At 42.6% G+C, this 23,109-nt stretch carries 23 protein-coding genes, 1 tRNA gene and 1 pseudogene; 13 read left to right on the top strand and 12 right to left on the bottom strand.

Going from position 1 to position 23,109, the window contains the following annotated elements; translation table 11 throughout:
• Positions 1-2 precede the first annotated feature (2 nt).
• Positions 3-1,295: a hemolysin family protein gene (locus KNP88_RS00925; protein ID WP_214891977.1), complete on the bottom strand. Its 1,293-nt coding sequence runs from the start codon at positions 1,293-1,295 to the stop codon at positions 3-5.
• Positions 1,296-1,414: 119 nt separating this feature from the next.
• Between KNP88_RS00925 and fumC the strand changes: the two genes are divergently transcribed.
• Both fumC and KNP88_RS00915 read left to right on the top strand, forming a co-directional pair.
• Positions 1,415-2,809, top strand: coding sequence for a class II fumarate hydratase (gene fumC, locus KNP88_RS00920; RefSeq protein ID WP_088837288.1), 1,395 nt, complete (start codon positions 1,415-1,417; stop codon positions 2,807-2,809).
• A gap of 83 nt (positions 2,810-2,892) precedes the next feature.
• On the top strand, positions 2,893-4,413 hold the full coding sequence (locus KNP88_RS00915; RefSeq protein ID WP_214891975.1) for a GGDEF domain-containing protein: 1,521 nt from the start codon (positions 2,893-2,895) through the stop codon (positions 4,411-4,413).
• Positions 4,414-4,522: 109 nt separating this feature from the next.
• Here the strand turns inward: KNP88_RS00915 and KNP88_RS00910 are convergent, their stop codons facing one another.
• Genes KNP88_RS00910 through KNP88_RS00900 form a run of 3 tightly spaced genes read right to left on the bottom strand, consistent with a single transcriptional unit; the run spans position 4,523 to position 6,455 of the window.
• Positions 4,523-5,002, bottom strand: coding sequence for a dihydrofolate reductase (locus KNP88_RS00910; protein ID WP_214891973.1), 480 nt, complete (start codon positions 5,000-5,002; stop codon positions 4,523-4,525).
• Positions 4,999-5,793 carry a thymidylate synthase gene (locus tag KNP88_RS00905; RefSeq protein WP_214891971.1) on the bottom strand — a complete coding sequence of 265 codons (795 nt, stop codon included), beginning with the start codon at positions 5,791-5,793 and terminating at the stop codon, positions 4,999-5,001. The genes KNP88_RS00910 and KNP88_RS00905 overlap by 4 nt, the downstream gene beginning before the upstream one ends.
• A 47-nt stretch (positions 5,794-5,840) precedes the next feature.
• Positions 5,841-6,455: a hypothetical protein gene (locus KNP88_RS00900; RefSeq protein WP_088837280.1), complete on the bottom strand. Its 615-nt coding sequence runs from the start codon at positions 6,453-6,455 to the stop codon at positions 5,841-5,843.
• A gap of 217 nt (positions 6,456-6,672) precedes the next feature.
• Here KNP88_RS00900 and KNP88_RS00895 point away from each other — a divergent pair, with 217 nt between their 5' ends.
• Positions 6,673-8,340, top strand: a complete 1,668-nt coding sequence (locus tag KNP88_RS00895; RefSeq protein ID WP_214891969.1) for a glycoside hydrolase family 13 protein — start codon at positions 6,673-6,675, stop codon at positions 8,338-8,340.
• A gap of 45 nt (positions 8,341-8,385) precedes the next feature.
• On the opposite strand, the gene KNP88_RS00890 is transcribed toward KNP88_RS00895, so the two are convergent.
• The 3 genes from KNP88_RS00890 to KNP88_RS00880 all read right to left on the bottom strand — a co-directional run bounded on the left by KNP88_RS00890 (position 8,386) and on the right by KNP88_RS00880 (position 10,105).
• Positions 8,386-8,742, bottom strand: a complete 357-nt coding sequence (locus KNP88_RS00890) for a PilZ domain-containing protein (protein ID WP_088837278.1) — start codon at positions 8,740-8,742, stop codon at positions 8,386-8,388.
• A gap of 89 nt (positions 8,743-8,831) precedes the next feature.
• On the bottom strand, positions 8,832-9,530 hold the full coding sequence (locus KNP88_RS00885; protein ID WP_029330520.1) for a queuosine precursor transporter: 699 nt from the start codon (positions 9,528-9,530) through the stop codon (positions 8,832-8,834).
• 92 nt (positions 9,531-9,622) lie between these two features.
• On the bottom strand, positions 9,623-10,105 hold the full coding sequence (locus KNP88_RS00880) for a GNAT family N-acetyltransferase (RefSeq protein ID WP_214891967.1): 483 nt from the start codon (positions 10,103-10,105) through the stop codon (positions 9,623-9,625).
• A 212-nt stretch (positions 10,106-10,317) separates the two neighbouring features.
• Between KNP88_RS00880 and KNP88_RS00875 the strand changes: the two genes are divergently transcribed.
• The 3 genes from KNP88_RS00875 to KNP88_RS00865 all read left to right on the top strand — a co-directional run bounded on the left by KNP88_RS00875 (position 10,318) and on the right by KNP88_RS00865 (position 12,045).
• The gene (locus tag KNP88_RS00875; protein ID WP_029330516.1) at positions 10,318-10,632 is read left to right on the top strand and encodes a hypothetical protein; all 315 of its coding nucleotides are present in this window, start codon (positions 10,318-10,320) and stop codon (positions 10,630-10,632) included.
• A gap of 143 nt (positions 10,633-10,775) precedes the next feature.
• Positions 10,776-11,159 carry a helix-turn-helix domain-containing protein gene (locus KNP88_RS00870; RefSeq protein WP_483297873.1) on the top strand — a complete coding sequence of 128 codons (384 nt, stop codon included), beginning with the start codon at positions 10,776-10,778 and terminating at the stop codon, positions 11,157-11,159.
• A gap of 88 nt (positions 11,160-11,247) precedes the next feature.
• Positions 11,248-12,045 carry a class I SAM-dependent methyltransferase gene (locus KNP88_RS00865; RefSeq protein WP_214891965.1) on the top strand — a complete coding sequence of 266 codons (798 nt, stop codon included), beginning with the start codon at positions 11,248-11,250 and terminating at the stop codon, positions 12,043-12,045.
• Between the two features lie 67 nt (positions 12,046-12,112).
• On the opposite strand, the gene putP is transcribed toward KNP88_RS00865, so the two are convergent.
• A complete protein-coding gene (gene putP, locus KNP88_RS00860) occupies positions 12,113-13,585 on the bottom strand; it encodes a sodium/proline symporter PutP (RefSeq protein WP_214891962.1) in 1,473 nt (490 codons plus the stop codon).
• Positions 13,586-13,925: 340 nt separating this feature from the next.
• Positions 13,926-15,095, bottom strand: coding sequence for a MalY/PatB family protein (locus tag KNP88_RS00855; protein ID WP_214891960.1), 1,170 nt, complete (start codon positions 15,093-15,095; stop codon positions 13,926-13,928).
• A gap of 147 nt (positions 15,096-15,242) precedes the next feature.
• On the opposite strand from KNP88_RS00855, the gene KNP88_RS00850 reads away from it, so the two are divergent.
• From KNP88_RS00850 to KNP88_RS00825, 6 genes and pseudogenes are all read left to right on the top strand, one after another.
• Positions 15,243-15,440, top strand: a complete 198-nt coding sequence (locus KNP88_RS00850; RefSeq protein WP_029330508.1) for a hypothetical protein — start codon at positions 15,243-15,245, stop codon at positions 15,438-15,440.
• Positions 15,441-15,539: 99 nt separating this feature from the next.
• Positions 15,540-15,610, top strand: a tRNA-Thr gene (locus KNP88_RS00845).
• Positions 15,611-15,785: 175 nt separating this feature from the next.
• Positions 15,786-15,890 (top strand): annotated as a pseudogene (locus KNP88_RS00840) (helix-turn-helix domain-containing protein); the annotation flags it as partial.
• Positions 15,891-15,904: 14 nt separating this feature from the next.
• Entirely contained in the window at positions 15,905-16,840 is a 936-nt protein-coding gene (locus tag KNP88_RS00835; protein ID WP_214891958.1) for a helix-turn-helix domain-containing protein, read from the top strand.
• An 18-nt stretch (positions 16,841-16,858) separates the two neighbouring features.
• The gene (locus KNP88_RS00830) at positions 16,859-17,734 is read left to right on the top strand and encodes a helix-turn-helix domain-containing protein (RefSeq protein WP_214891956.1); all 876 of its coding nucleotides are present in this window, start codon (positions 16,859-16,861) and stop codon (positions 17,732-17,734) included.
• A 40-nt stretch (positions 17,735-17,774) separates the two neighbouring features.
• Complete coding sequence (locus KNP88_RS00825; RefSeq protein ID WP_214891954.1) at positions 17,775-18,653, top strand: helix-turn-helix domain-containing protein; 879 nt, start codon at positions 17,775-17,777, stop codon at positions 18,651-18,653.
• Here the strand turns inward: KNP88_RS00825 and KNP88_RS00820 are convergent.
• On the bottom strand, positions 18,650-19,279 hold the full coding sequence (locus KNP88_RS00820; protein ID WP_214891952.1) for an FMN-dependent NADH-azoreductase: 630 nt from the start codon (positions 19,277-19,279) through the stop codon (positions 18,650-18,652). The two genes, KNP88_RS00825 and KNP88_RS00820, sit on opposite strands and share 4 nt — an antisense overlap.
• A 167-nt stretch (positions 19,280-19,446) precedes the next feature.
• Here KNP88_RS00820 and KNP88_RS00815 point away from each other — a divergent pair, with 167 nt between their 5' ends.
• Complete coding sequence (locus tag KNP88_RS00815; protein WP_214891950.1) at positions 19,447-21,285, top strand: putative bifunctional diguanylate cyclase/phosphodiesterase; 1,839 nt, start codon at positions 19,447-19,449, stop codon at positions 21,283-21,285.
• Between the two features lie 62 nt (positions 21,286-21,347).
• Here the strand turns inward: KNP88_RS00815 and KNP88_RS00810 are convergent, their stop codons facing one another.
• A complete protein-coding gene (locus KNP88_RS00810) occupies positions 21,348-22,025 on the bottom strand; it encodes an amino acid ABC transporter permease (RefSeq protein ID WP_214891948.1) in 678 nt (225 codons plus the stop codon).
• Positions 22,022-22,864, bottom strand: a complete 843-nt coding sequence (locus KNP88_RS00805; RefSeq protein ID WP_214891946.1) for a transporter substrate-binding domain-containing protein — start codon at positions 22,862-22,864, stop codon at positions 22,022-22,024. The genes KNP88_RS00810 and KNP88_RS00805 overlap by 4 nt, the downstream gene beginning before the upstream one ends.
• Positions 22,865-23,109 lie beyond the last annotated feature (245 nt).

The following is a 23,109-nucleotide window of genomic DNA, read 5'->3' as shown; positions in this document are numbered from 1 at the left end:
TATTACAAATCAGGAGCGGCTTTTTCGATTAAGACTTGATCGATGCGACGTCCATCCAAATCAACGACTTCAAAACGATAATCGGCGATCATGACGTGACTGCCACGCTGTGGAAATTCGCCGAGTGTATATAAAATCAGTCCAGCTACCGTATGATACGCATTCTGGACTTCACCCGGGAGTGGTGTCGTCAAACCGAGCGTTCGTTTCAAATCATCGATATGCAACAATCCGTCTGCTAAATAGGAGCCATCACTTCGCATGATCAGCTCTGGTTCTTCCTCGATCGTTGAAATTTCTCCGACGAAGGCTTCCAATATATCAAATAATGTTATCATTCCTAAAAAACCACCGTATTCATCGAGGACAAAGGCAATCGAGACGGTTTCTTTCCGCATCCGCTCGAGTAAGTCTGTTGCTTTAAGCTGTCGAGGGACAATAAGCGGTGTCTGGATGTAGCGTTCAATCGTCAAGGCGGGAGTATCGGATGCTAAGACTTCTTTCGCATCGATATAGCCCACAAAATGATCCAAATCATCGTGTCCGACGGGCAAATTCCGGTGCTTCGCCCGACGTAAATCATTTAAGATTTGTTCAGGTGAATCGTTTAAATCAATCCACTCCGTGACGGTCCGGGGTTCCATTAATTCATAGACGTATTGATCGTGGAACGCAAAGACACGAGAGACTTGTTCGGCTTCCGAATCTGCAAAGATTCCTTCCTGAGCACCACGAATCAACAACTGTTTCACTTCATCTTCTGTCTCATCTTCGCTTTCGAGACGATCGAGGCCAATCAATCGGAAAATGCCACTCGTCGACTTACTCAAAATGTAGATGAACGGACGAAGGAGTGTTGAAAAAAAACGCATCGGTTGGGCGAGCCACATCGTGACACGTTCCGGACTGACGAGAGCAATCCGTTTCGGGACCAATTCACCGATGACAAGTGAAATATACGTGATGATTGTGACGACGAAAATATATCCGAGCGTACTGGCATAGGCTTCAAGCCAAGAAAATTGACCGAGCCAGCGGATGACAGGTTGCGATAAAGCGGCACCGCCAAACGCGCCGTTGACGATTCCAATCAAAGTGATGCCGACTTGGACCGTCGATAGTAAATCCGTCGGACGATCTAAAAAATCAAGTGCGATTTGGGCTGATTTTTTTCCTTCATCCGCATACTGTTGCAGTTTCTGGCGTTTTGAAGACAACAGCGCAAGTTCGGTCATTGCAAAAATCCCGTTTGCGACGATTAAAAGTAAGACAATCGTCAGATTGATAAACCACATACTGCATTCACTCCTTTTCGATTAACAAACTATTCCCCAAACAACGCTCTATCATTCCCATTCAACGTTTTTTCCGTTAAACTGATAAGGTGTAAGATGAAAAAAAGGGGGAAACAACAATGGAATATCGTTTAGAGCGAGACACGATGGGGGAAATTCGTGTTCTGGATTCAAAGGAATGGGGCGCACAAACACAACGGAGTTTAGAGAACTTTAAAATCGGTACAGAAAAGATGCCAATCGAAATTATTCGTGCCTTTGCCGTCTTAAAAAAAGGCGCAGCGTTAGCCAATCGAGACCTCGGTGTACTCGACCGGGAAAAGGCAGACGTGATTGCAGAAGTTTGTGACGAGATCATCGCGGGGCAATTCGATGAGGAGTTTCCACTGGTCGTGTGGCAGACGGGGTCCGGCACACAATCGAACATGAACGTCAACGAAGTGATTGCACGCGTTGGGACACGTAAGTTACAAGAACGTGGCAGCGACTTGACGATTCATCCGAATGATGACGTCAATAAATCACAAAGTTCAAATGATACATATCCGACGGCCATGCACATCGCAGCCAAAACGGTCGTCATTGATGACTTGTTCCCGGCGATTGAAGCCATTCATGCGACGCTTGACGAAAAAGCGAAGGCATTTTCGGACATCGTCAAGATTGGACGGACACATTTACAAGACGCGACACCGATTACACTCGGTCAGGAAATCAGCGGTTGGGTCCGCATGCTCGACTTATCGAAAAAAATGATTACGTTGACGCTTGATCCATTGACGGAACTCGCGATTGGAGGAACGGCTGTCGGGACAGGGATCAATGCGCACCCAGAGTTCGGGGACCGGGCTGCTGAAAAAATGAGTCAAGAGACAGGAAAAGCATTCGTCAGCGCTGAGAACAAATTTCATGCCTTGACGAGCCATGACCAGCTTGTCTTCGCGCATGGTGCCATTAAAGCGCTCGCGATGGACGCGATGAAAATCGCCAATGATGTCCGCTGGCTCGCGTCAGGTCCACGAGCAGGAATTGGTGAAATCACGATTCCTGAAAATGAGCCGGGTAGTTCAATCATGCCAGGGAAAGTCAATCCGACACAGAGTGAAGCGTTGACGATGGTCGCGGCACAAGTGCTTGGAAATGATGCGACGATTGGATTTGCTGCGAGCCAGGGAAACTTTGAGCTGAATGTCTTCAAACCGGTCATTATGTATAATTTCATTCAGTCCGTTCGTCTGTTGACGGACGCGCTCCATTCATTCAACGACCACTGCGCAGTTGGTATCGAGCCGGAACGAGCAGTCATCGATGAAAATGTAGAGCGCTCGCTCATGCTCGTCACAGCCTTAAATCCACACATCGGGTATGAAAATGCAGCGAAGATTGCAAAAGCTGCACATAAGAATGGAACGACGTTAAAAGAAGCGGCATTGGCGACAGGATTATTGACAGAAGAACAATATGACTCCTGGATTGTTCCAGCCGATATGATTAGTCCGAATTTAAAGGCTTAATTTGAAAGTGAGGGTGCCTCCCTCGCTTTCTCTTCACTCGAAGCAACACTGCTTCGGTTGTAGAGAAAGAGGGGGAGGATGTTTTGAGAAATAAACAAATGCAGTTGGAGAAACAAATCAATCAGACGATTCTGATGGTAGAACGTTTATTGCGGATGGAATCCGTCCCGACAGCGGAATTACTAGTGTTCGCCAGTTGGCTTGAGCGGCTCGGTCAACAAGAAAGCATGGAGTTCTTTGCGCGACAAGCGACGCGGCTTGAACAAGAACTTCCTTCAGAAGAAAAGACGATTGGTCATGAGGTGGTAAAACTTCAATTACGACCTGTCATCGACTATTTATCTGCATATGGTCGTAAAAAAATGGTCCGAAAAGAATTAATCGTCTCAATCACGAAACGGTTTCTTGATAATGTCCAGTGGAAAAAGGCGTTAGAAAACGAACGTTACATGACCCGTTTTTTTGGATCAGTCGAAGATATGCTTGAGGTCGGTTACGATTTACCGACGGATGCATTGTTGATTGACTATGAACTTATCCGGGCTTCAAAAAAGGTACAGCTAGATAAGTTAATCAAAAAATTAGAGGCGACGTTCACCCCTTTGATTATTATCGGAGAGGAAAATCAACAGACGCGTCAATATTGTTACCAGCTCGGAGCAGATGATTACTGGGATGAAACGGTGACGCTCATCGAACGACAAATCCGGTTGAAACGGCTACTACATAAGCTGCGAATTGTCTCATCTACGATTCTTGTTGATGAACTGACCGGGGCGTTCAATCGTAAATACTTACAGAATGCTTTTCAACGGCGTGTGTCACGCCTTGCGCGTGACGGTCAATTATTTGCACTGGCAATCTTTGATCTCGATCATTTTAAGCGGATTAACGATTTACACGGACATCCGACAGGGGATCTCGTGCTATCTGAGCTTGCATCTTTAACGAAACAAGCAATTCGCCAAGAGGATGAAATGATTCGATTTGGTGGAGAGGAATTCATGTTGCTCTTTAGTACAGAGCATGTGGAAGCTGCCTGTGTAACGATGGGGAAAGTTCGGGAACGAATCGAACGGCATACATTTCCTAACGGTCTAAAGGTCACTGTTTCAATCGGTGTAACGCTTGTCTCTCAACCATCGTTCGACCTTGAAGAGATGACATCCGAAGCAGATGAAGCACTTTATCAAGCTAAACGAAAAGGACGGAACCGTGTCGTGGCGTACTCGGTCGCAACGGAAAAAGAAAAGATTGAAGGCTTGATAAAAATTGACGGAATGCCTTTGCAGAACTTGAGTCAGCTTGACGTACCGGAGCATCCAAAATATCATTTCCGTGTGTTACCATACGAGGATCCGGCAGAGGCTGTAATGCAACTTAACTTTGTTCCGTTATCTATGATTGCGGAAGCGGATTTCCGTCTGCTCGATCAATGGAAACACGAACGCGAACATACGATTGAAACGATTGTTACTGTCATGGAGGAAAGTACGTTGCTTGGAGAAGCATTACAACGGGGTGTCGTCGATTACTGTCTACTTCCCCTTGAATCGAATCAAATCGAAGAACAGATTCGGCAATGGGTGCTTCGTTTATCATGATGAATAGTGTAAAAAAAACGTCCTCTTCCTTAGTTTAAGGAGGAGGACGTTGGAGTTTACAGACCTAAGTTACTTTATTTAAAGACTGACGATTAAAAGAATCCTGTTATCATTCCTGTTCATAACATTTTATCGAGAATGCGAATGTATTTTCTTTGTTAGCCGGATAAAATGCTTCTTCTAATAAAGTGAAGTGCGAAGGGATGGAGGGATAAAAAACATCCCCGTCGATCTCGGCTTCAATTTCGGTCACGTAGAGACGTTTCGCAACTGGCAAGGTTTGACGGAACAGTTCGCCGCCCCCAATCAAAAAGACTTCTTCTTCTGAATTAATCATGGCAGGGAGTGAATCGAGATTGTACCAAATCGTGACACCGTCTGCTTGAAACTGTTCATCCCGCGTAACGACGATATTTTGTCGCCCGGGTAACGGACGTCCGATTGATTCAAAAGTCTTTCGCCCCATGATGATCGGTTTGCCAAGTGTCACGCGTTTAAAATGAGCGAGGTCAGCTGGAAGATGCCAAGGCATCTCATTGTCACGACCGATGACACGATTTTTCGTATAGGCGACGATATGTGAAATCATACGGCGACGACTCCTTTAATGTGTGGATCAGGATCATACCCTTCGATGATGATATCTTCGAAACGGAAGTCCTCAATTCGAGTCACTTCGCGGGCGAAACGGAGCCGTGGGAGTGGTTTAGGCGTCCGACTCAATTGAAGATTGACTTGATCCATGTGATTGGAGTAGATATGTGCATCTCCTAACGTATGGACAAAATCCCCGACTTCGAGGTTGCAGACATGTGCGACCATATGTGTCAATAAGGCGTATGACGCGATATTAAACGGTACTCCTAAAAAGACGTCTGCCGAACGCTGGTAGAGCTGACAAGAAAGTTTGCCGTCGGCGACGTAGAATTGAAACAAGAGGTGGCACGGCGGTAACGCCATCTCGTCTACTTGTCCCGGATTCCAGGCGCTGACGATGAGGCGGCGAGAATCTGGATTTGTTTTGATTTGCTCGATGACATTTGCGAGTTGATCAACTGTCGTTCCGTCTGGCTTAGGAAAGGAACGCCATTGTGCTCCGTAAACCGGGCCTAGATTCCCGTCTTCGTCTGCCCACTCATTCCAAATTCGAACTCCGTTTTCTTGTAGGTAAGCAATGTTCGTGTTCCCAGAAATGAACCAAATCAATTCATGGATGATTGATTTCATATGTAATTTCTTCGTCGTGACCATCGGAAACCCGTCCTTAAGCGGGAACCGCATTTGATGACCGAAGATGCTCGTCGTCCCGGTTCCCGTCCGATCTTCTTTTTTTGTCCCGTTCGTTAGAATTTCATGGCATAGGTCGTGATATTGTTTCATTTGCAAAACTCCCCCTCTAACTCTCTATTCCCTTATTGTATCTGAAATCAGGAAGATGAGCTAGAGACGTGACGGCGAAAGAGATAGCTGAACAGTCCGAATAGCGGGAGGAAATCGCGCCACATCAACTTTTTTTCATCGCGTGAGCGAATGCGGTATAACATAAAAATTTGTAAAATATAAAACATCACGAGGTCGACGGCCATCGTTCGGACGAACTGATTCGTCATGAAGTAAAGCAAGAAAATCGACCAGTCGGAACGGGCTAACGCAATCCAGATGATGCACGCTGAAAGGACAGCTAACAGAGGAACGGCAATCAATATCCAAGTGCGCCGACGAAACGGAAGAAATGTCTGTCGCGGAATGGCGAGTGCGAGGTAAGGCATCAAAACGAACGATCCGAGGACGAAGGCGCCGATACTTGCTAACATCGGTGAAGGTTTTAAAAATCGTTTTTCGTCTAAGAACATCATAAAGAATGCAAGCGGATAAATGCCTAGCAGTGTAAACAGGCTCAGGGCTGACGTATCAAATTGACTTTGATCAAACCGAAGAAAAGAAAATAAAAAACCGTCCGGAAAAACACGATTGTTTCCGAAGGATAAAATAAAGACGATAGCGACAATCCAAATTAAAAATAAAAAATAACGACGATACACGATGAAACGCCTCCCTTCTCAAATTATTTTCCTCAATCAGTATACTTTAAACATCAAAAGTCTGTGGAAACGGATGTAAAGGTACTGTTTAAAATATTGGAATTCACTTGTTTTAAGTCAAAATGACATGGTACGATGGCGATGAAGTCGTTGGAAGCGCTTAACCGAAATGTGCAAGCGTTTGCCTAAAGCAATCATGGAGGAGTGATGACAAAGTATGGAACAAAAATGGTGGCATGATAGTGTTGTCTATCAAATTTATCCGCGTAGCTTTAATGATTCGAATGGGGATGGAATCGGGGACCTCGTCGGAATCATTGAAAAACTGGATTACTTAAAATTACTCGGGATTGACGTCATCTGGTTGAGCCCGGTCTATGATTCGCCGAATGATGACAATGGATATGATATTCGTGATTATGAAGCGATCATGAATGAGTTCGGGACGATGAATGATTTTGATCAATTGCTTGATCAAGCGCACGCACGTGGAATTAAGATTGTCATGGATTTAGTCGTCAATCATTCTTCAGATGAGCACGCTTGGTTCGCAGAATCACGAAAAAGTAAAGACAATCCGTATCGGGACTATTATATTTGGCGGGCAGCGAATGACGATGGTACATTGCCGAACAATTGGGGCTCAATCTTCTCCGGCCCAGCGTGGGAGTTAGATGAAGCGACGAATGAACATTACTTACACCTCTTCTCGAAGAAACAACCGGATCTGAACTGGGAAAATGAACAAGTGCGTCATGAAATTTATGCGATGATTACGCGCTGGTTAGACCGTGGAATCGATGGGTTCCGAATGGATGTCATCAACTTGATTTCGAAAACTCCAGGCCTGCCGGATGCGGATGTTGCACCGGGGGCATTGTATGGCGACGGGGGACAACACTACGTCAATGGTCCGCGGATTCATGAATACTTAAAAGAGATGAACGATGCGTCGTTCGGGAATTATGATGTCCTGACCGTCGGGGAAATGCCAGGGGCGACGACGGAAGATGCGATTTTATATACGGATCCAGCGCGTGATGAGGTCAACATGGTCTTTACGTTTGAACACATGGATTTAGATTCAGGTCCAGGTGGAAAGTGGGACGTCTTACCGTTCGACTTACAAAAATTAAAGGACAATTTCACGAAATGGCAAGTCGCGTTACACGACAAAGGCTGGAACTCACTCTATTGGAACAATCATGATCAACCGCGTGTTGTCAGTCGCTTCGGAAATGATACGACGTACCGGGTCGAGTCGGCGAAGATGCTCGCGACGTTGTTACACTTGTTAAAAGGAACACCGTACATCTATCAAGGAGAAGAAATCGGGATGACCAATGTCGCCTTCGAGACAATTGAAGAGTATGAAGACATCGAGATTCGGAATATGTGGAAGGAACGGATGGCCCAAGGAGCAAATCCTGAAGCATTACTGCAGGCAGTCCACCAAAAAGGACGCGATAATGCACGGACACCAATCCAGTGGAATGCAGAGCAGCATGGAGGCTTTACGACAGGAACACCGTGGTTGAAAGTCAATCCAAATTATCGTGAAATTAATGTCGAACGGGCGTTAGAAGATCCGAATTCGATTTTTTATTACTATAAGAAGCTGATTCAATTGCGTCATGAACACGATTTGGTCGTCTACGGGAAGTATGCGTTGCTCGAAACGGCTAATGATATCTATGCGTATTCGCGGACTTATGAAGGAGAAACGTGGTACGTGTACTGTTCGTTTGCAGAAGAGGAGACAACAGTCGAGGTCGCGCACGATACCACGGATATCATAATTGGAAACTATGCCACTGCCCCAACGAATACAGATCAAGAAGTCGTTTTGCGTCCATATGAAGCGGTTGTCTATCGAACGGAATAAAAAAACAGCCCTTTTCTCATTGAGAAAGGGGCTGTTTCATCACACTTAACGTTCATTTTTAGCGATATGTTTGACAGCTTGAACAATCGATTCACGGTCTTGTTTAGTCGTGTGTAGATGTAGTCCGTATAACCGCTCCGTTCCAATCCACTTTTCGTGTAACAGTTGCCCTTCAATTTTTAAAGGTTCCGTATTGGCAAGCAACGAAAACTCGACGATGATTGTTGTCGTTTTCTGTAAAGGTAACTTGAGTGGGGTCGTGATGGCGATACCACTTGGAGAAATATTATGGATGTGCATCAATCCAGCTGGTGTGCGGCGTCCGTCTTTAACGAGGTAAAACTCACCTGTGATCGGTTCTTTAAAGGTATAGCGAAAAGGTTCATTCCGTTTGATTTTCAATCATACCACCTCCCACTTACCATTATCCGTTAATTCAATAAAATCTTCCATCCTCGGTTTGATGAATGAAGTCATTGGATTTTTTGATGTCAGGCTGCGAGATCCGTCGAATCAGCAGGCGGATTCATCCGTTTCGCGATATACATAAATGGTGTCGCGAGCCATGCGATGACGAACTTCGCAACATACGTCGTCAAAAAGATTTGCCACCAAATATCGAACGGGAGACTGTGAAAAGCAATCGCGCAAAACGTCAACGTATCGAGCAATTGGCTGATGACTGTTGAACCAGTTGTTCGGAGCCATAATTTTTTTTCACCCGTCTTTTGACGAATCTTTGAATACATGAAGACATCAAATAGTTGTGAGACCAAATAAGCAGAAAGACTACCAAGTGCAATCCAAGGTAATAAACCGAATAATAAGTTCATCGATGAAGACATGTCCTTCGCGAAAGCATCATTTAGAGGTGAGTAAAGGAGACTGTATTGCATGAGGATGGTCGTAGCAATCAAAGAGAAGAATCCTAAGAAAACACCTTGACGCGCAACTTTTTTACCGTATTTTTCATTCAAAATGTCCGTGGCAAGATAACAACTTCCATACACGACATTTCCTAATGTGAAAATGTACGAGTAGATATCGACTTGTTGGGTTACTTGGATATTGGCGATGATTGTCGCGATCGCAATCCAGACCATCAATCCCGTTCTACCAAAAAAACGATAACTGAGTAATAATAATCCCATCGTTAAGATAATCGAGGGGAACCATAACCATTCATTCATAAATAGTGTGCTCCTTTCTAGGTCATACAGAGCAGAATTTTACGCGTAATTTTAAAATATGTCAAAAAAAAGACGCTCGAGAGCGTCGGTGGTCAATCGGGACGTTGAAGCGAATAACGTTTTCGACGGCCTTTGACGAAGTACCCGTCTGATTCCTGAAAGTCATTGGAAAGGAAAATTTTCCGTGCAATCTGTTCATGAGGTGATGTCGGTAAGACGCGAGCACGTACTTCGTATACTTCAAGGACGTTCGATGTATGCAAGGCGGACTGAACAGCCTTTGTTCCATAACCGTTCCCGCTGTATGAATCAAAAATCATCAAATCGAGCTGGAAGTAATGACCCATTTTTAATAACAAGACACGACCGACGACTTGGTCTTCGACGATAATGTCAAAATAGAAATCCTCCGGGTAACTGTGTTCGAGTGAATCAAAGGCACGAGTGGTCCCGAGTTCCTGATCGTAGCCTCGAATTTCTTGTTTCGTCAGTCCGTAGGCCGGCTCGCCATATTTTACGAAATGTTCGAATTCCACTTGGTCTACATGTCGTAGTGTTCGACGTTTTAAATCCATGACGTTATCCTCCTCTGATAGCAATTACCTGTGCATGTTCATTATAGCGAGTAAAAGAACGAAAAAGCAAAAGATAGCCGATGGGAAGGGAGGAAGGACATCTTTAAAAAAGTATTCGGAAGCACCTGTAAACGGAATGTCGTTGTATCATTTGACGTCGAATATGGTAAAGTAATGATGTAGACATATATGTATTGGAAGGAGATGGAAAAATGTTCACTGAACGAGATGGTATTAAATTACGCCTCGAGCAAATCGAACGATTGTATGCTGATTTGAATCGTGAGGCAAAACAATTGACAGAACGCTTACGTCAGTTGGATGAGCAAGGTGATGATGTACGACATGATGTTGCGTTAAATAAAGAAGATCGGGATCATTTGAAATCAAGTATCGATGAGACGTTGCAGGCATTATTGCAACGGACGACAGTCGACGCAAAAGTCGAGCAAGAAAAACAGGAAGATTTGATTTCTAAAAAAGCACTCATCGAAGATATCGAAGGGTTATTGAAGAAAAAAAAATAAGCTGGCCTGGGCTAGCTTATTTTTTATCTAAATTAGGCGAGAATACGCCCACTTCTAAACGATCAGGGTGAAGATCGAGTGAAGGTGGGAGATGAATCGCCACCCTCTCTTTCAGGTATATCCGTTGTAGGGAGGTGAACGTCATGTTGACACACAAGGCCTACACATTCAGAATATACCCGACAAAAGAGCAGGAAATCCTGATTGCGAAGACAATCGGTTGTTCGCGCTTCGTCTTCAACCACTTCTTAGCGAAGTCGGATGAGACGTATAAAGCGACAGGGAAGGGACTGTCCTACGGTTCTTGTTCGAAAGAACTCCCGTCGTTGAAGCAGGCGTTCGACTGGCTGAAGGAAGTCGATAGCACGTCTGTGCAGACGAGCGTCAAACATCTTGGCTTGCGTGAATGGACATGCCCGAGTTGCGGCATCCACCACGACCTTGATGTGAACGCAGGACTGAACCTCAAACAAGAAGCAGAACGCATCCTAGCTTCTTCAACCGTCGGGACGACGGGGTTAGCCTGATCAATTTTCGACCGTTAGGTCGGGTAACTCAGGAATCCTACACCTCTAAGCGAAGCGTAGGTGGAGGTAGTTCAAGGGAGTGAATCAAGTGAAGAAAGAACAGGTGTTGTTGACAACATGTTTAAGACCGACCGCTGCCGTCGAAACACGCTTACATCAGTTGATGCAAGAGGGAGCGCTAGACTTTCAGGTTGTCGAACGTAAAAAACACAGCATTCAGTCGTTACAACAAACCCACCGCTTACCCCTTTTAGTCGTCGACAAGCAACGGTTGGAATATTATCCGTTAGATGAAGAAGCCTCGTTTTTCTTTCATCCGTCTAGTGCGGTCTTTCGGATAAAACAATTTGATGCATCGGGTCATGATCCATTAATTGCAATCGCCAAGCTTAAGCCGGGAATGACCGTTCTTGATTGCACGCTAGGATTAGGAGCGGATGCAATCGTCATGAGCCATGCTGTGGGTGCGAGTGGACAGATTACTGCGCTAGAAAGTAAAAGAGAGACGGCCTTGATTGTAGCTGAAGGTATGAAGCATTGGAAGGAAGACTATCCGCCAATCAATGAAGCGATGTGTCGGATAGAGGTCCTTCAACAACAGCATAGTACCTATCTTAAAGCGTTGCCGGACGATGCCGTTGATGTCATTTATTTTGATCCGATGTTTGAAAAGACTGTGACAGAGTCAACACACTTAAACGGACTGCGGACGCTCGCTGATTATGAACAATTGTCAAGCGTAGCAGTAACGGAAGCACAACGAGTCGCCCGTCAACGAGTCGTCGTCAAGGCGCATTTCGAAAGCGAACTTTTCGAGCGGTTCGGCTTCGAGCGTGTTAAACGGAAATCATCGAAACTGCATTATGGTGTCATTGAACTGACGTGACCGTAGATGCAGAAAAAGCCTACCGTGATTTATGGTTCAAACCAAAATCACGGAAGGCTTTTTATTTTTATTGTTGTACTTCTTTTAATTCTTCTTCCATATCATCAAACTTGTCTTGTACAGAGTCAACAGGTTGTTTCGTAAGAAGGCTGACGACGACTGTAAAGAGAAGACTTGTAAAGAATCCTGGAACCATCTCATAAAGCGTATCGCTAAAGTTGAATTGGACCCATAGAATGACTGTGACGGCACCAGAGATAATTCCGGCAAGTGCCCCTTGTTTCGTCATCCGTTTCCAGTAAAGGGAAAGCAAGATGATTGGTCCGAATGCAGAACCGAAACCAGCCCATGCATAACCGACAAGTGAAAGAATCGTTGCTGAAGGGTTCCAGGCAAGGAATGTTCCGATCACTGCGATGGCTAAAACTGCACCACGACCGATTAAAACAAGTTGTTTGTCTGACGCTTCTTTATGCAAGAACGTCTTATAGAAGTCTTCCGTCAGCGCACTTGATGTAACGAGCAGCTGAGAAGAAATCGTCGACATGATTGCTGCCAAGATGGCTGCCATCAAGAAGCCGGTGATATACGGGTGGAACAAGACATCAGCGAAACGAATAAAGACCGTTTCTGGGTCACCGAGTCCATTACCTTGTCCTTCAAAGTAGGCAATCCCGACAAGACCTGTCAACATCGCACCTAAAATTGAGAAGAACATCCAACCAATCCCGATACGACGGGCTTTTTTCAAGTCCTTAACAGAACGAATTGCCATAAAGCGGACGATGATGTGGGGTTGACCGAAGTAACCAAGTCCCCAAGCGAGGAATCCGATGATTCCGAGGACAGTCGTTCCTTTGAACGGATCAAATAGTGTAGGATCTAAGTTGTCCGCATAGTTGAATGCGCCGTCGACACCACCAACATCCGTCAATGCGACGATTGGTACGAGGATGAGAGCGACGAACATGATACAACCCTGGACGAAGTCGGTCCAACTGACTGCGAGAAAACCGCCAAAGAGTGTATAGGCGACAACGACCGCGATCGTCAAGAGCATACCATAATGATAATCAAAGCCAAATGAACTTTCGAACAATTTACCACCCGATACAATACCGGCTGAAGTATAGAACGTAAAGAAGACGATGATGACGATCGCAGAGACCGTCCGTAAGATACGTGATGTATCTTTAAAACGATTCTCCAGGAAGTCTGGAATCGTAATCGAATCGTTTGCCATTTCCGTATAGAGACGAAAACGTGGAGCGAGGACGATATAGTTGATGTAACATCCGATCAATAAACCGAGTGCGAGCCAAAGAGCCGAGACGCCAGTTGCATACATGGCACCAGGAAGACCCATCAACATCCAACCACTCATGTCGGAAGCACCAGCAGATAATGCTGTTACGCCCGGTCCTAAGTTACGACCACCTAACATATAATCTTCCGTGTTTGTCGTTCGTTTATACGCGATGTAACCGATGGCAAGCATCATAAGCAGATACAAGCCAATTGAAATCCATTCTTGCGACATAAAAATAAATCCTCCCATGCATGTAGTTGTCATCGTTTGTTGTCTGTTCAGATATAAAAAAGTTAAAAAGTGAACGCCGATGACTGATTTGTTCCCAACCTTACAGGGGCTAAAACCACATTGCAAGTCCTTGCAAACAGGTGAAAAATGGCTTCAAGCCTAGTCTATCAAGGGATTGGGACACTTTTCGTCCCTGTTAAAGTTCTAATTTTCTGATTTTCGTCACTTTATTGTAATGTTTAAATCAGATAAACGTATTTCAGTATTCGTAAAAATGAAGTATAATGCGAAAAAATAAAAAACAGACTAGCCTGTGCTAATCTGTTTACAGAAAAATCATTTACATCAAGCTGAGGTATGCGGCATGCAGCCGGTCGAGTGCTTCGTCTAGTTGGCGCCGCGGGCATCCGAAATTTAAACGTTCGAATGTCACGCCGTTCGTTCCGAATGCTTTTCCATGGGTTAAGGCGAGGGATGCTTGTTCAACGAGCCAAGTCGCACGGTCATCTTCGGTCAATCCGAGGCGCTCAAAATCAATCCAAAGTAAAAAGGTTGCATCGGGTTTGACGACAGATAGTAGCGGCATCTCCGTTTCGATTCGTCTGAGAGCATGGTCACGATTTTGCTCTAAATATAAGAGGAGTTGGTCAAGCCATTGTTCGCTCGCTTTATCCTCATAGGCAGCGATGATTGCCGTTGAGGCAAGCGCGTTCGGATGAACAAAGTTTGCTTGCTGGACACGTTCGATTTTCAAACGAATGGTTTCGTTCGGAACAACCAGATAAGAAGCATAAAGTCCTGGAATGTTGAATGTTTTTGAAGGTGCACTGACGAGAATTGCCTTCTCATATGAAAATGCTGAAATCGGATGGTGTTTGTTACCGGAAAAAATCAAATCAGCATGGATTTCATCGGACAGAAGATAAACGTCATATTTCTTGGCCAAATCAACAATCGTTTCAAGTTCATTCCGATTAAACACCCGACCAGTTGGATTATGGGGACTGCATAAAATCATCATTTTCGCAGTTTTCATCTGTGCTTCAAGACTCAAGAAATCAATTTCATAACGTCCTGCAATCAAGCGGAGCGGATTTTCAATGAGCGTCCGATTGTTCGATTGAATGATTTGGTGAAACGGGGGATAAACAGGAGTTTGAATGATGACCTCATCATGCTCATCGGTCAGTGCCAGGAGACTGTGTACTAGAGCAGGGACGACGCCACTTGAATAAAGGAGCGATGATTGTTCAATCTGTTGATCATAACGTTTCAAAAACCAGTTTTGAATGGCTTGTTTGGCTCGATCTTCGAATAGGGAATAGCCGAAATGACCGTGTGCAATCCGTTTTGTTAATGCCCCGACGATTGAATCCGCTGGTCGGACATCCATATCGGCGACCCACATCGGAATTAATTCTTCTGCTCCATATAAATCTTTTAAGCCGTCCCATTTGACCGAACCCGTCATTTTTTTATCAATGATTTCATCAAACATGTCATCTTTCATATGCCTCGACTCCTTCGTAAAATATGATTCATATCTTCACCTTAGCGAACAGATTGAAATTCAGCAAGTTGAAAAAATGTAGGTTTTAGAGTGTACGCTTTTGGGAAAAACCATAATCGTACACAAAAAATAGACGGGGTGAATAAGATGTTGCATTCAAAAGTATTGGTAGGACGTACGCCTGAGGAGTTAGAAGAACGAATGAATCATTTCTTCGAAGAAAACGGAGTCGGTTCAAATTCAATCATTACACTTAAGTTTTCTACATTCGTTGCATCAAAAGCAGACGAACATTATTCAGTTCTTATCGTGTTCGATAATTCGCTAACAAAAACCGTATTATAAGTAAATAATTCTTCTAAATTGGCAGACTTGGCAACGTCTGTCAGTTTTTTTATTGAAGAAATGTTTCATCTAAGCTATACTGATATCAGAAATATGTACGCTTCCGTAGGTTAATGGCAGACCTCAGCAATGGTAATGCTGCAGTGCGAGTTCGATTCTCGCCGGAAGCATCGAATAAATAAGTCTTCCGTAACAAGTAAAATTAACTTGGACGGGGGACTTTTTTTTATCAAATTAGGCGAGAATACGCCCACTTCTAAACGATACGGGTGAAGCCCTAGTGAAAGTGGGAGATGAATCGCCAACCTCTCTTTCGGGTATATGCTTTGCAAGAAGGTGAACATCATGTTGACACACAAGGCCTACAAATTCAGAATATATTCGACAAAAGAGTAGGAAATCCTGATCGCGAAGACCATTGGTTGTTCGCGTTTCGTCTTCAACCACTTCTAAGCGAAGTGTAGATGGAGCCAGTTCAAGAATATCTGGAAGGGGATCTGAGAGAAAAAGTTATGAAGACATCACATCATTCAGTTGGAAAAAGAATAAAACAAAAACGGATTGAAAAAAAATTAACGCAAAGTGAGTTAAGTGATAATATTTGTAGTCAAGCGGAGTTAAGTAAGATAGAAAACGGTCTAAATTCACCAACGGTTCAGTTGCTAGGCTTAATCGCGAAACGACTAGGTACTTCAATGACTACTTTACTTGAAGATTATGAAATGACTGATCGTTTTCAAAGTATTGATCATCAGCTTCTTAGTTTAATGAGAGAAGAACAATATTTAGAACTGTTATTATTGATAGAAAATCGCTTCTCCCTGGAGAGTGATGATGAAATCAAGCTATTACTTAGGTATCATCAAGTAATAGCCGAATATAGATTGCAACGAATTGATTTTCGAACAGCATCAGTGATTTTATTGCAGTTGGCTAACTCTAAAGATTTGGTATATGACGCACCGATGATGTATATAAGAATAAAAATGGCGATTTCGATTTTTTATGCGGAAAACAAACAATTTACACAAGCTGAAAAAATATATAAAGAATTAGAAACTACCGATTTCTTATCTGTAACAATGAAAGTACAACAACTAAAAGTTCTGTATAATCACGCCAAATTAGTATATAAAATCAAGGGATTTAAAAAAGGCGTTTTGATTTGTACCACGGGAATTGAACAAAGTGTGCAGTTAAATCACTTATCGTATATCGCCCATTTCTATTATCAACGTGCAGAATGTTATGAAGAGATGTATGGTTTCGATAATCGTACCCGAAATGATTACACGATGGCTTACGAATTGTTTAAAGCATTAGAAATGAAGCGTTATGTAAAAATTGTTGAAGATACAAAAAAACAATTTTTAAAACAGTTTCATCATAAACCAAAATAAAAAGAGGACGATGATCATATGGCTTCTTTTTCGAAATTAGTAGGAAGGCAACTTAAGTTATTGCGATTTGAGAAAAATATGACACAACAGGAACTATGCGATGGAATTTGCAGTCAGGCTGTAATCAGTAAGATTGAACATGGGAAAATTTCAACTACGATCGAATTGTTGCAAGAATTAGCAAAGCGTTTAAATGTTCCAATTTCTAGATTGTTTGATCGTGATGCTGAGTCTATTTCTTTTCAGAAATATGATCGGGAATTAACGCACCTTTTTCGTACTCATCAATTTGATGAGTTAATTTCACGCTCGAAAAAACTCATTGAATTAAATGAAAATAAGGACATTGTGTTATTAGCTAAGTACTTTGATTTAGTTGCCTTAGAGGGAAAGAAAAACATTGATTATCGTACTTGTATTTCAGAATTATCATATTTGACCGAACAAGAAGCGATTTGGTATGAGTCACCTTTCATGTATTTGAGAATTAAAATGGCGATCGCAAACTATTATTACTTAAATCAACAATTTGTTCATTCTAAGAAGGTATACGTTCAACTATTGGAAATGGATTTTAATACGACTGAATTAAAGAAATTACGAATAAAAATTCTTTACAATCACGCGCAACAACTTTTTTTTCAAGGTGATTATAAAGAAGGTAAGTTAGTGACAGAAAGAGGAATCAATGAAAGTGTGCAATTATTTGACACTTCATTTTTAGGTCATTTCTATTATCAGAAAGCAAATTTCGATGAAAAGCTAGAGAATGATGTAGCGCAAATTGAATATGATTATACAATGTCTTATACACTTTTTTCTGCAGTAGAACTATCGAACTACGTAAAAATTGTGGAAGATGGAAGAAAACATTTTTTGTTATTTACGTTTTAACTTAATAGAAATAGATTTTGTTAGCTAGGGGAGTAGGTAGATGGATACTACATTACCAAAATCAATCGGAAACGAAATTAAACGAATAAGAAAAGAAAAAAAAATGACACAAGCAGCTTTATGTGACGGAATTTGTAGTCAAGCAGAAATCAGTAAAATTGAAAATGGACGAAATTCTCCAACTATCGATTTATTACAACAAATTGCGAAGCGTCTTCGTGTACCGATATCATTATTGTTTCAAGATCAACATCAAAGCGAACAGTTCCGAGAAGTTGATCGTCGTCTAACTGAATTATTTCGTGATCAAAATTTTGACGGACTGTTAATCGAGATAGATAAAATCAAACAAACCGTTTTTAATAATGAGATTGTGCTCTTAGCAAGGTACTTTGAAATAGTAAGTGCTGAACGGTCAAAAAAGGTGGACTATCGCTCGAGTATTTCGCAACTCGCACATTTAACGGATAAAGAAGACATCTGGTTTGAGTCTCCCAAAATGTTTCTTCGAATCAAAATGGCGATTGCAAATTTTTATTTTGAAAATGATCAATTCATTCACTCTGAAAATGTATACGAGGAAATTTTAGGGTTAAATTATGATACGATAGAATTGAAAAAAACTCGCCTCAAAATTATTTATAACCATGCGCAACAGTTATCTTTTCAAGGGAATTATAGAAAGGGATTTAAAACAGCGAACGTAGGAATAAAGGAAAGTCTCGCATTGGATGATGGATCATTTTTAGGTCATTTTTATTACCAACGTGGTTATTTCAATAAAAAAATGGGTGGTAATATTGACGAAATAAAGAAAGACTTTACACTTTCTTATACGATATTTAAAGCATTCAACATGCCTAACTATGAACAGCTAGTCATTGATAGCCATGTCGAATACTTGCTCTATCGCATCTAAAAATCCATCCCAGCCTTCTCACATGCAAAGAGGGCTTTTTGAATCCGTTCTTCGGCTTGATTCGGATATTGTTGGTGCCCTTCTAGAATGATGGATCCGACATCCGTGATTCCGAAAAATTGCAGAATGTCCTGCATATACCGTACGGCATGATCGGATTCGATTTTATCAGGCGTTGAATAGTCACCTCCACGAGAATGTAAGAGTAGTACACGTTTACCAGTCACAAGTCCGACGGATCCTTCCGCAGTGTAATGAAACGTTTGCCCGGATTGCGCGAGATAATCCATATAGTTATGCAAGGGGGCAGGAACACTTAAATTCCACATCGGAAAAGAAAAAACGATTTTTTCTGATTCTAAGAAACGATTTAAATATTCTTGTAATCGTTCCGCCTGTTCGGCTTCCTCTTGATCGAGCGTTTCCCCTCGAAATAGTTTCGCGGCAGATTTAGCGAGACGTAAATCAAAAAAAGGCAGGCGTTCTTCAAATAAGTTTAGGATGGTAATCTCATCTTTTGGATGTTCCTTGCGATAGGAAGCAAGAAATGCGTTATTCATCTGTGAACTAAGACTTTTCGATTGATGTGTACTATCATTGGCTTCGATAAACAGCAGATGGCTCATCGTTAAGCTCCTTTCTTAGCATATAATTAACACTTCTTTTAATGAATACCCGTTTCTCTTTTCATTTAGACGTTTCCAACTAAATCATTATTTTAGGAAAAATTAGGTTTTATAAGTATGATCTAAAGGAAAAAGACAATTGGATAGAACAGAAAAGAGGGATTCCTATGAAAAATCAGCAGCGACCTTCTTCCGCCAGTCTTCAGTATAATCGAGAAGCAAAAGCGAACTATCAATTGTTTGGCTCCATCATTTTAGTTCTGACGAGCTCGGGTGCGATTTTGTATGTGCTTGCTAGTTTACTCAGTACATCCGGCTTGAACAGGTATGACCTTTTACGTGCAGGTCTTATTTTTCTCGTAGGCATTTGTCAATTTCTGCTTGGGAAAAGTAATTTGCCGGATCGTCTTAAACCCCACGTGATGTCGAGTGTTTTTTTACTAATTCCATTCATCTATTATCCCTTCCTCGAAAGTGGTGCTCAGACCGTTTGGGCAGCTGCGATTCTTTTTTTACTGAGTTCTCTTGTCGTCATTAATCGAACGATGCTCGTCTATGCCACGGGGACGACGATCATTTCGCTCTTATACATTTGGTTTAATGCACCGAACGTCACGTCCGTTACTAATACAGCAGATTATATCGCACGAATCGGCTTAGTCATCATTGCTGCGCTGATCAGTTTATTGATTCATCGTCAGTACGTGACACGATTAGAACGTAATATCGAGTATCTTTCACGCTTACAAGAGCAAGCCTTTCTTGATCCGGTAACAAAACTCGCTAATCGATCTTATTTCGTTCTTGAAGTCGAAAAAATTGCAAGCGAAGGAGATGCAATTTGTTTAATTGATTTAGATGACTTCAAAACGGTCAATGATGCCTTCGGTTACCGGACGGGAGATCGCACGTTGCATATGGTTGGGAGTAGACTCATGAATCGTTTTCCCGATTGTTTAATTGCCAAAGCAAGCGGAAGTGCTTTTTTACTTCATGCGAAAGGTCATGCTGGTATTGAACTGCTATGCGAGGAGGTTTTAACATGTGTCGCTGAACGCGTACAAATTGATTTCAAACAAATCAATGTCACAGCGAGCATCGGTGTTTCTTTTATTTATGACGAATCCATTGATCATGTCATCAATGATGCAGAAATTGCATTGTTCACAGCTAAATCAAACCGAAAAAACACGTATGCGATTACGGATGCAGAGACTCAAAATCAGCGTAAGCGAGCGCTTCAGCTGACACGCGATTTGTACGATGCAGAACTCGATCGAGATTTTTTTGTACTGTTTCAACCGCAAGTAGAAGCAGACAGTCACAAAATTACTGGAGCGGAAGCGCTTGTGCGTTGGAATCATCCCCAGTATGGAATGATTTCCCCTTTAGAGTTCATTCCGATTGCGGAGCGGACGCGTTTTATTGAAACGCTAGGAGGATGGGTGATGCGCCGCGCTTGCGCGCAAGGAAAGACGTGGTTGGATCAAGGACATGGAGCGATTACGATTGCAGTCAATGTCTCCCCGTGGCAATTAAGGCAACCCGACTTTACCGAAAGAGTACTGACGATTCTTGAAGAGACACATTTTCCGGCATATTTGCTTGAAATTGAAATGACAGAACACATTTTTATCGAAGGAACGAATCAGATTATCGAGACCTTAAACGAACTTCACCTTCATGGGATTCGGATTGCACTCGATGATTTCGGAACAGGTTTTTCTTCAATGCAAACACTCGTAGAATTACCGTTCGACCAGTTAAAGATTCCTAAAGAAATCGTTCAAGAAGCAATTCGTTCAGATGAGAAGCGTGCAATCGTCGAGATGATTATTCAGTTAGGAAGACGGTTAAACATGACGATTGTTGCTGAAGGGGTCGAGTTAGTCGAAGAAGCAAGGTTATTAAATCAGTTAGGGTGCCATACGTTGCAAGGTTATTTGTTCCATAAACCTCTCCAAGCTATACAAATCGAACCCTTTTTAGCTAAGAATTATAGATAAGGCTAAAGCACCGCCTGCTTGACGAGGAAAGTCGACTCGTCAAGCAGGCGGTGCTTTTTCGGTTAAAGATAACGAGCAAAATGACGCTCTAGGACTTCTTGTACAGCTGCAATCAAGGCGCAAATTCCCCAATAGATGAAGGCGATTACGAAATAGACCGTCATGTAATCGAATTCGCGTCCACCGACGATTTTTGCACGTTGAAAGATTTCTGGGACGGTAATCATCGCAGCTAAAGAAGACGCTTTGACTAAATCGAGTAAAACGTTCGATAAAGGTGGGATTGCCAAACGAATCGCTTGCGGGAGAATGATTCCGACTAGGACGCGATAAGGAGAGAGGCCGAGAGACTGGGCAGCCTCTCTTTGTCCTTTGTCGACAGACACAATGGCGGAGCGAATGATTTCTGCCATGTACGCAGCACTGTTGAGACTGAAGCCCGTTATCGCTGCTGTTAACGCATCGAGTTCGATATTGATCACAGGTAACCCGAAGTACAGCATGAAAAGAATCACGAGGATCGGTACACCGCGCATGAATGAAATATAGAGCGTCGCAGTCAGGCGTAAAAAACGAGACGTTGATAAACGAGCAAGTGCAAGCAACAAGCCGAATATCAGACCAAATCCCATGCTTGCGAATGCAATCCATAATGTATGTCCAAGTCCTCCTAAGATATAGGGAAACGCATCAACCGCTAACTCAGGATTAAACACGGAGCGCCAGTCGACATTGCTCAATTCACATCCACGATCGTCGTTTTGACGTCAGGCATTTTTGAAACATCTTTGTTGGCGTAATATTGTTTTGATAATTTTGCGAGCGTACCGTCTTTTTTCATCGCCTCGATTTGAGCGTTAATGTTTGATTGGAGCTCTTTATTATCAAGATCCATGATGAGACCGACTTGACTCGGATTATAGGCGATGTCCGGGTGGATCGTGATGTCGAAGTTTTTGAAGAAATCGACGGCAAGGCTTTGAAGATAATAGTCGTTCAAGATGACATCCGTTCGACCATTCGAGACGTCGCGGAGGTATTGATCGTTCGTTGCATTATCATATGTGACTTCTTTTGCACCATATTTTCTAGCGATTTGCATGTAAGTCGTCGTTGCCTCGCCGGCTGCTTTTTTACCTTTTAAATCCTCAAGAGATTGTATGTCAGATAAATCACTTTTACGAACGATGGCCGTTCCATACGTATACTTGTAAGGTTTTGAAAATGCGAATTTTGCTTTCCGTTCTTTTGTGATCGTAATATCGTTTGCGGCGAGATCGACTTGTCCAGTATTGACGCTCGTCAACATACCATCGAATGACATCTCTTTGAAGTTTACTTTTAGATCGAGTCGTTTTGCGACTTCTTTAACGACTTCGACATCAAAGCCAGTCAACTTGTTGCTCTCTTCATCATGAAACGACGTTGGGTAAAGTGTTCCAGCAGTAGCTACTGTCAACGTCCCCTCCTTAACGATTTTGTCATATGCTGTCGTCTTCTCTTCTTCCTGACCACAAGCGCTAAGGAACAGGGTAGTTCCTGCAATCAAGAGCCCTGTCCACTTTACTGAATTTTTCATAACGTACTTCCTCTCTAATCAAAATAATAGATTTCTCTTTATTAAAAATACCACGCTTGAAACACTCGTTGCAAAAAATAAAATTTAAACGAAAATAATTCTTCTGAAAAAATAATTAGAATGATTATTCATCTCTATGTAAGCGTTATCATTGTCTAACCTTAGGGAATCATAAGTAATTTAGATATAGTAGTTTCGTTTATACATAGTGGCGAATAATCATAAAAGAGTGTAAAGTATATTTT

Origin of the sequence: Exiguobacterium sp. H66 (assembly GCF_018618705.1) — a bacterium.
Lineage (GTDB): Bacteria > Bacillota > Bacilli > Exiguobacteriales > Exiguobacteriaceae > Exiguobacterium_A > Exiguobacterium_A oxidotolerans.
This window is presented reverse-complemented; position numbering and strand designations above follow the sequence as displayed.

What these genes read in the sequence shown, in the direction of transcription:
- KNP88_RS00805 (WP_214891946.1), bottom strand. Translation starts at nt 22,864, where the DNA reads ATGAAAAATTCAGTAAAGTGGACAGGGCTCTTGATTGCAGGAACTACC.
- KNP88_RS00850 (WP_029330508.1), top strand. Translation starts at nt 15,243, where the DNA reads ATGTTGCATTCAAAAGTATTGGTAGGACGTACGCCTGAGGAGTTAGAA.
- KNP88_RS00815 (WP_214891950.1), top strand. Translation starts at nt 19,447, where the DNA reads ATGAAAAATCAGCAGCGACCTTCTTCCGCCAGTCTTCAGTATAATCGA.
- KNP88_RS00830 (WP_214891956.1), top strand. Translation starts at nt 16,859, where the DNA reads ATGGCTTCTTTTTCGAAATTAGTAGGAAGGCAACTTAAGTTATTGCGA.
- fumC (WP_088837288.1), top strand. Translation starts at nt 1,415, where the DNA reads ATGGAATATCGTTTAGAGCGAGACACGATGGGGGAAATTCGTGTTCTG.
- KNP88_RS00825 (WP_214891954.1), top strand. Translation starts at nt 17,775, where the DNA reads ATGGATACTACATTACCAAAATCAATCGGAAACGAAATTAAACGAATA.
- KNP88_RS00905 (WP_214891971.1), bottom strand. Translation starts at nt 5,793, where the DNA reads ATGAAACAATATCACGACCTATGCCATGAAATTCTAACGAACGGGACA.
- KNP88_RS00870 (WP_483297873.1), top strand. Translation starts at nt 10,776, where the DNA reads ATGTTGACACACAAGGCCTACACATTCAGAATATACCCGACAAAAGAG.
- KNP88_RS00835 (WP_214891958.1), top strand. Translation starts at nt 15,905, where the DNA reads ATGGAGCCAGTTCAAGAATATCTGGAAGGGGATCTGAGAGAAAAAGTT.
- KNP88_RS00885 (WP_029330520.1), bottom strand. Translation starts at nt 9,530, where the DNA reads ATGAATGAATGGTTATGGTTCCCCTCGATTATCTTAACGATGGGATTA.
- KNP88_RS00925 (WP_214891977.1), bottom strand. Translation starts at nt 1,295, where the DNA reads ATGTGGTTTATCAATCTGACGATTGTCTTACTTTTAATCGTCGCAAAC.
- KNP88_RS00895 (WP_214891969.1), top strand. Translation starts at nt 6,673, where the DNA reads ATGGAACAAAAATGGTGGCATGATAGTGTTGTCTATCAAATTTATCCG.
- KNP88_RS00820 (WP_214891952.1), bottom strand. Translation starts at nt 19,279, where the DNA reads ATGAGCCATCTGCTGTTTATCGAAGCCAATGATAGTACACATCAATCG.
- KNP88_RS00855 (WP_214891960.1), bottom strand. Translation starts at nt 15,095, where the DNA reads ATGAAAGATGACATGTTTGATGAAATCATTGATAAAAAAATGACGGGT.
- KNP88_RS00910 (WP_214891973.1), bottom strand. Translation starts at nt 5,002, where the DNA reads ATGATTTCACATATCGTCGCCTATACGAAAAATCGTGTCATCGGTCGT.
- KNP88_RS00875 (WP_029330516.1), top strand. Translation starts at nt 10,318, where the DNA reads ATGTTCACTGAACGAGATGGTATTAAATTACGCCTCGAGCAAATCGAA.
- putP (WP_214891962.1), bottom strand. Translation starts at nt 13,585, where the DNA reads ATGTCGCAAGAATGGATTTCAATTGGCTTGTATCTGCTTATGATGCTT.
- KNP88_RS00880 (WP_214891967.1), bottom strand. Translation starts at nt 10,105, where the DNA reads ATGGATTTAAAACGTCGAACACTACGACATGTAGACCAAGTGGAATTC.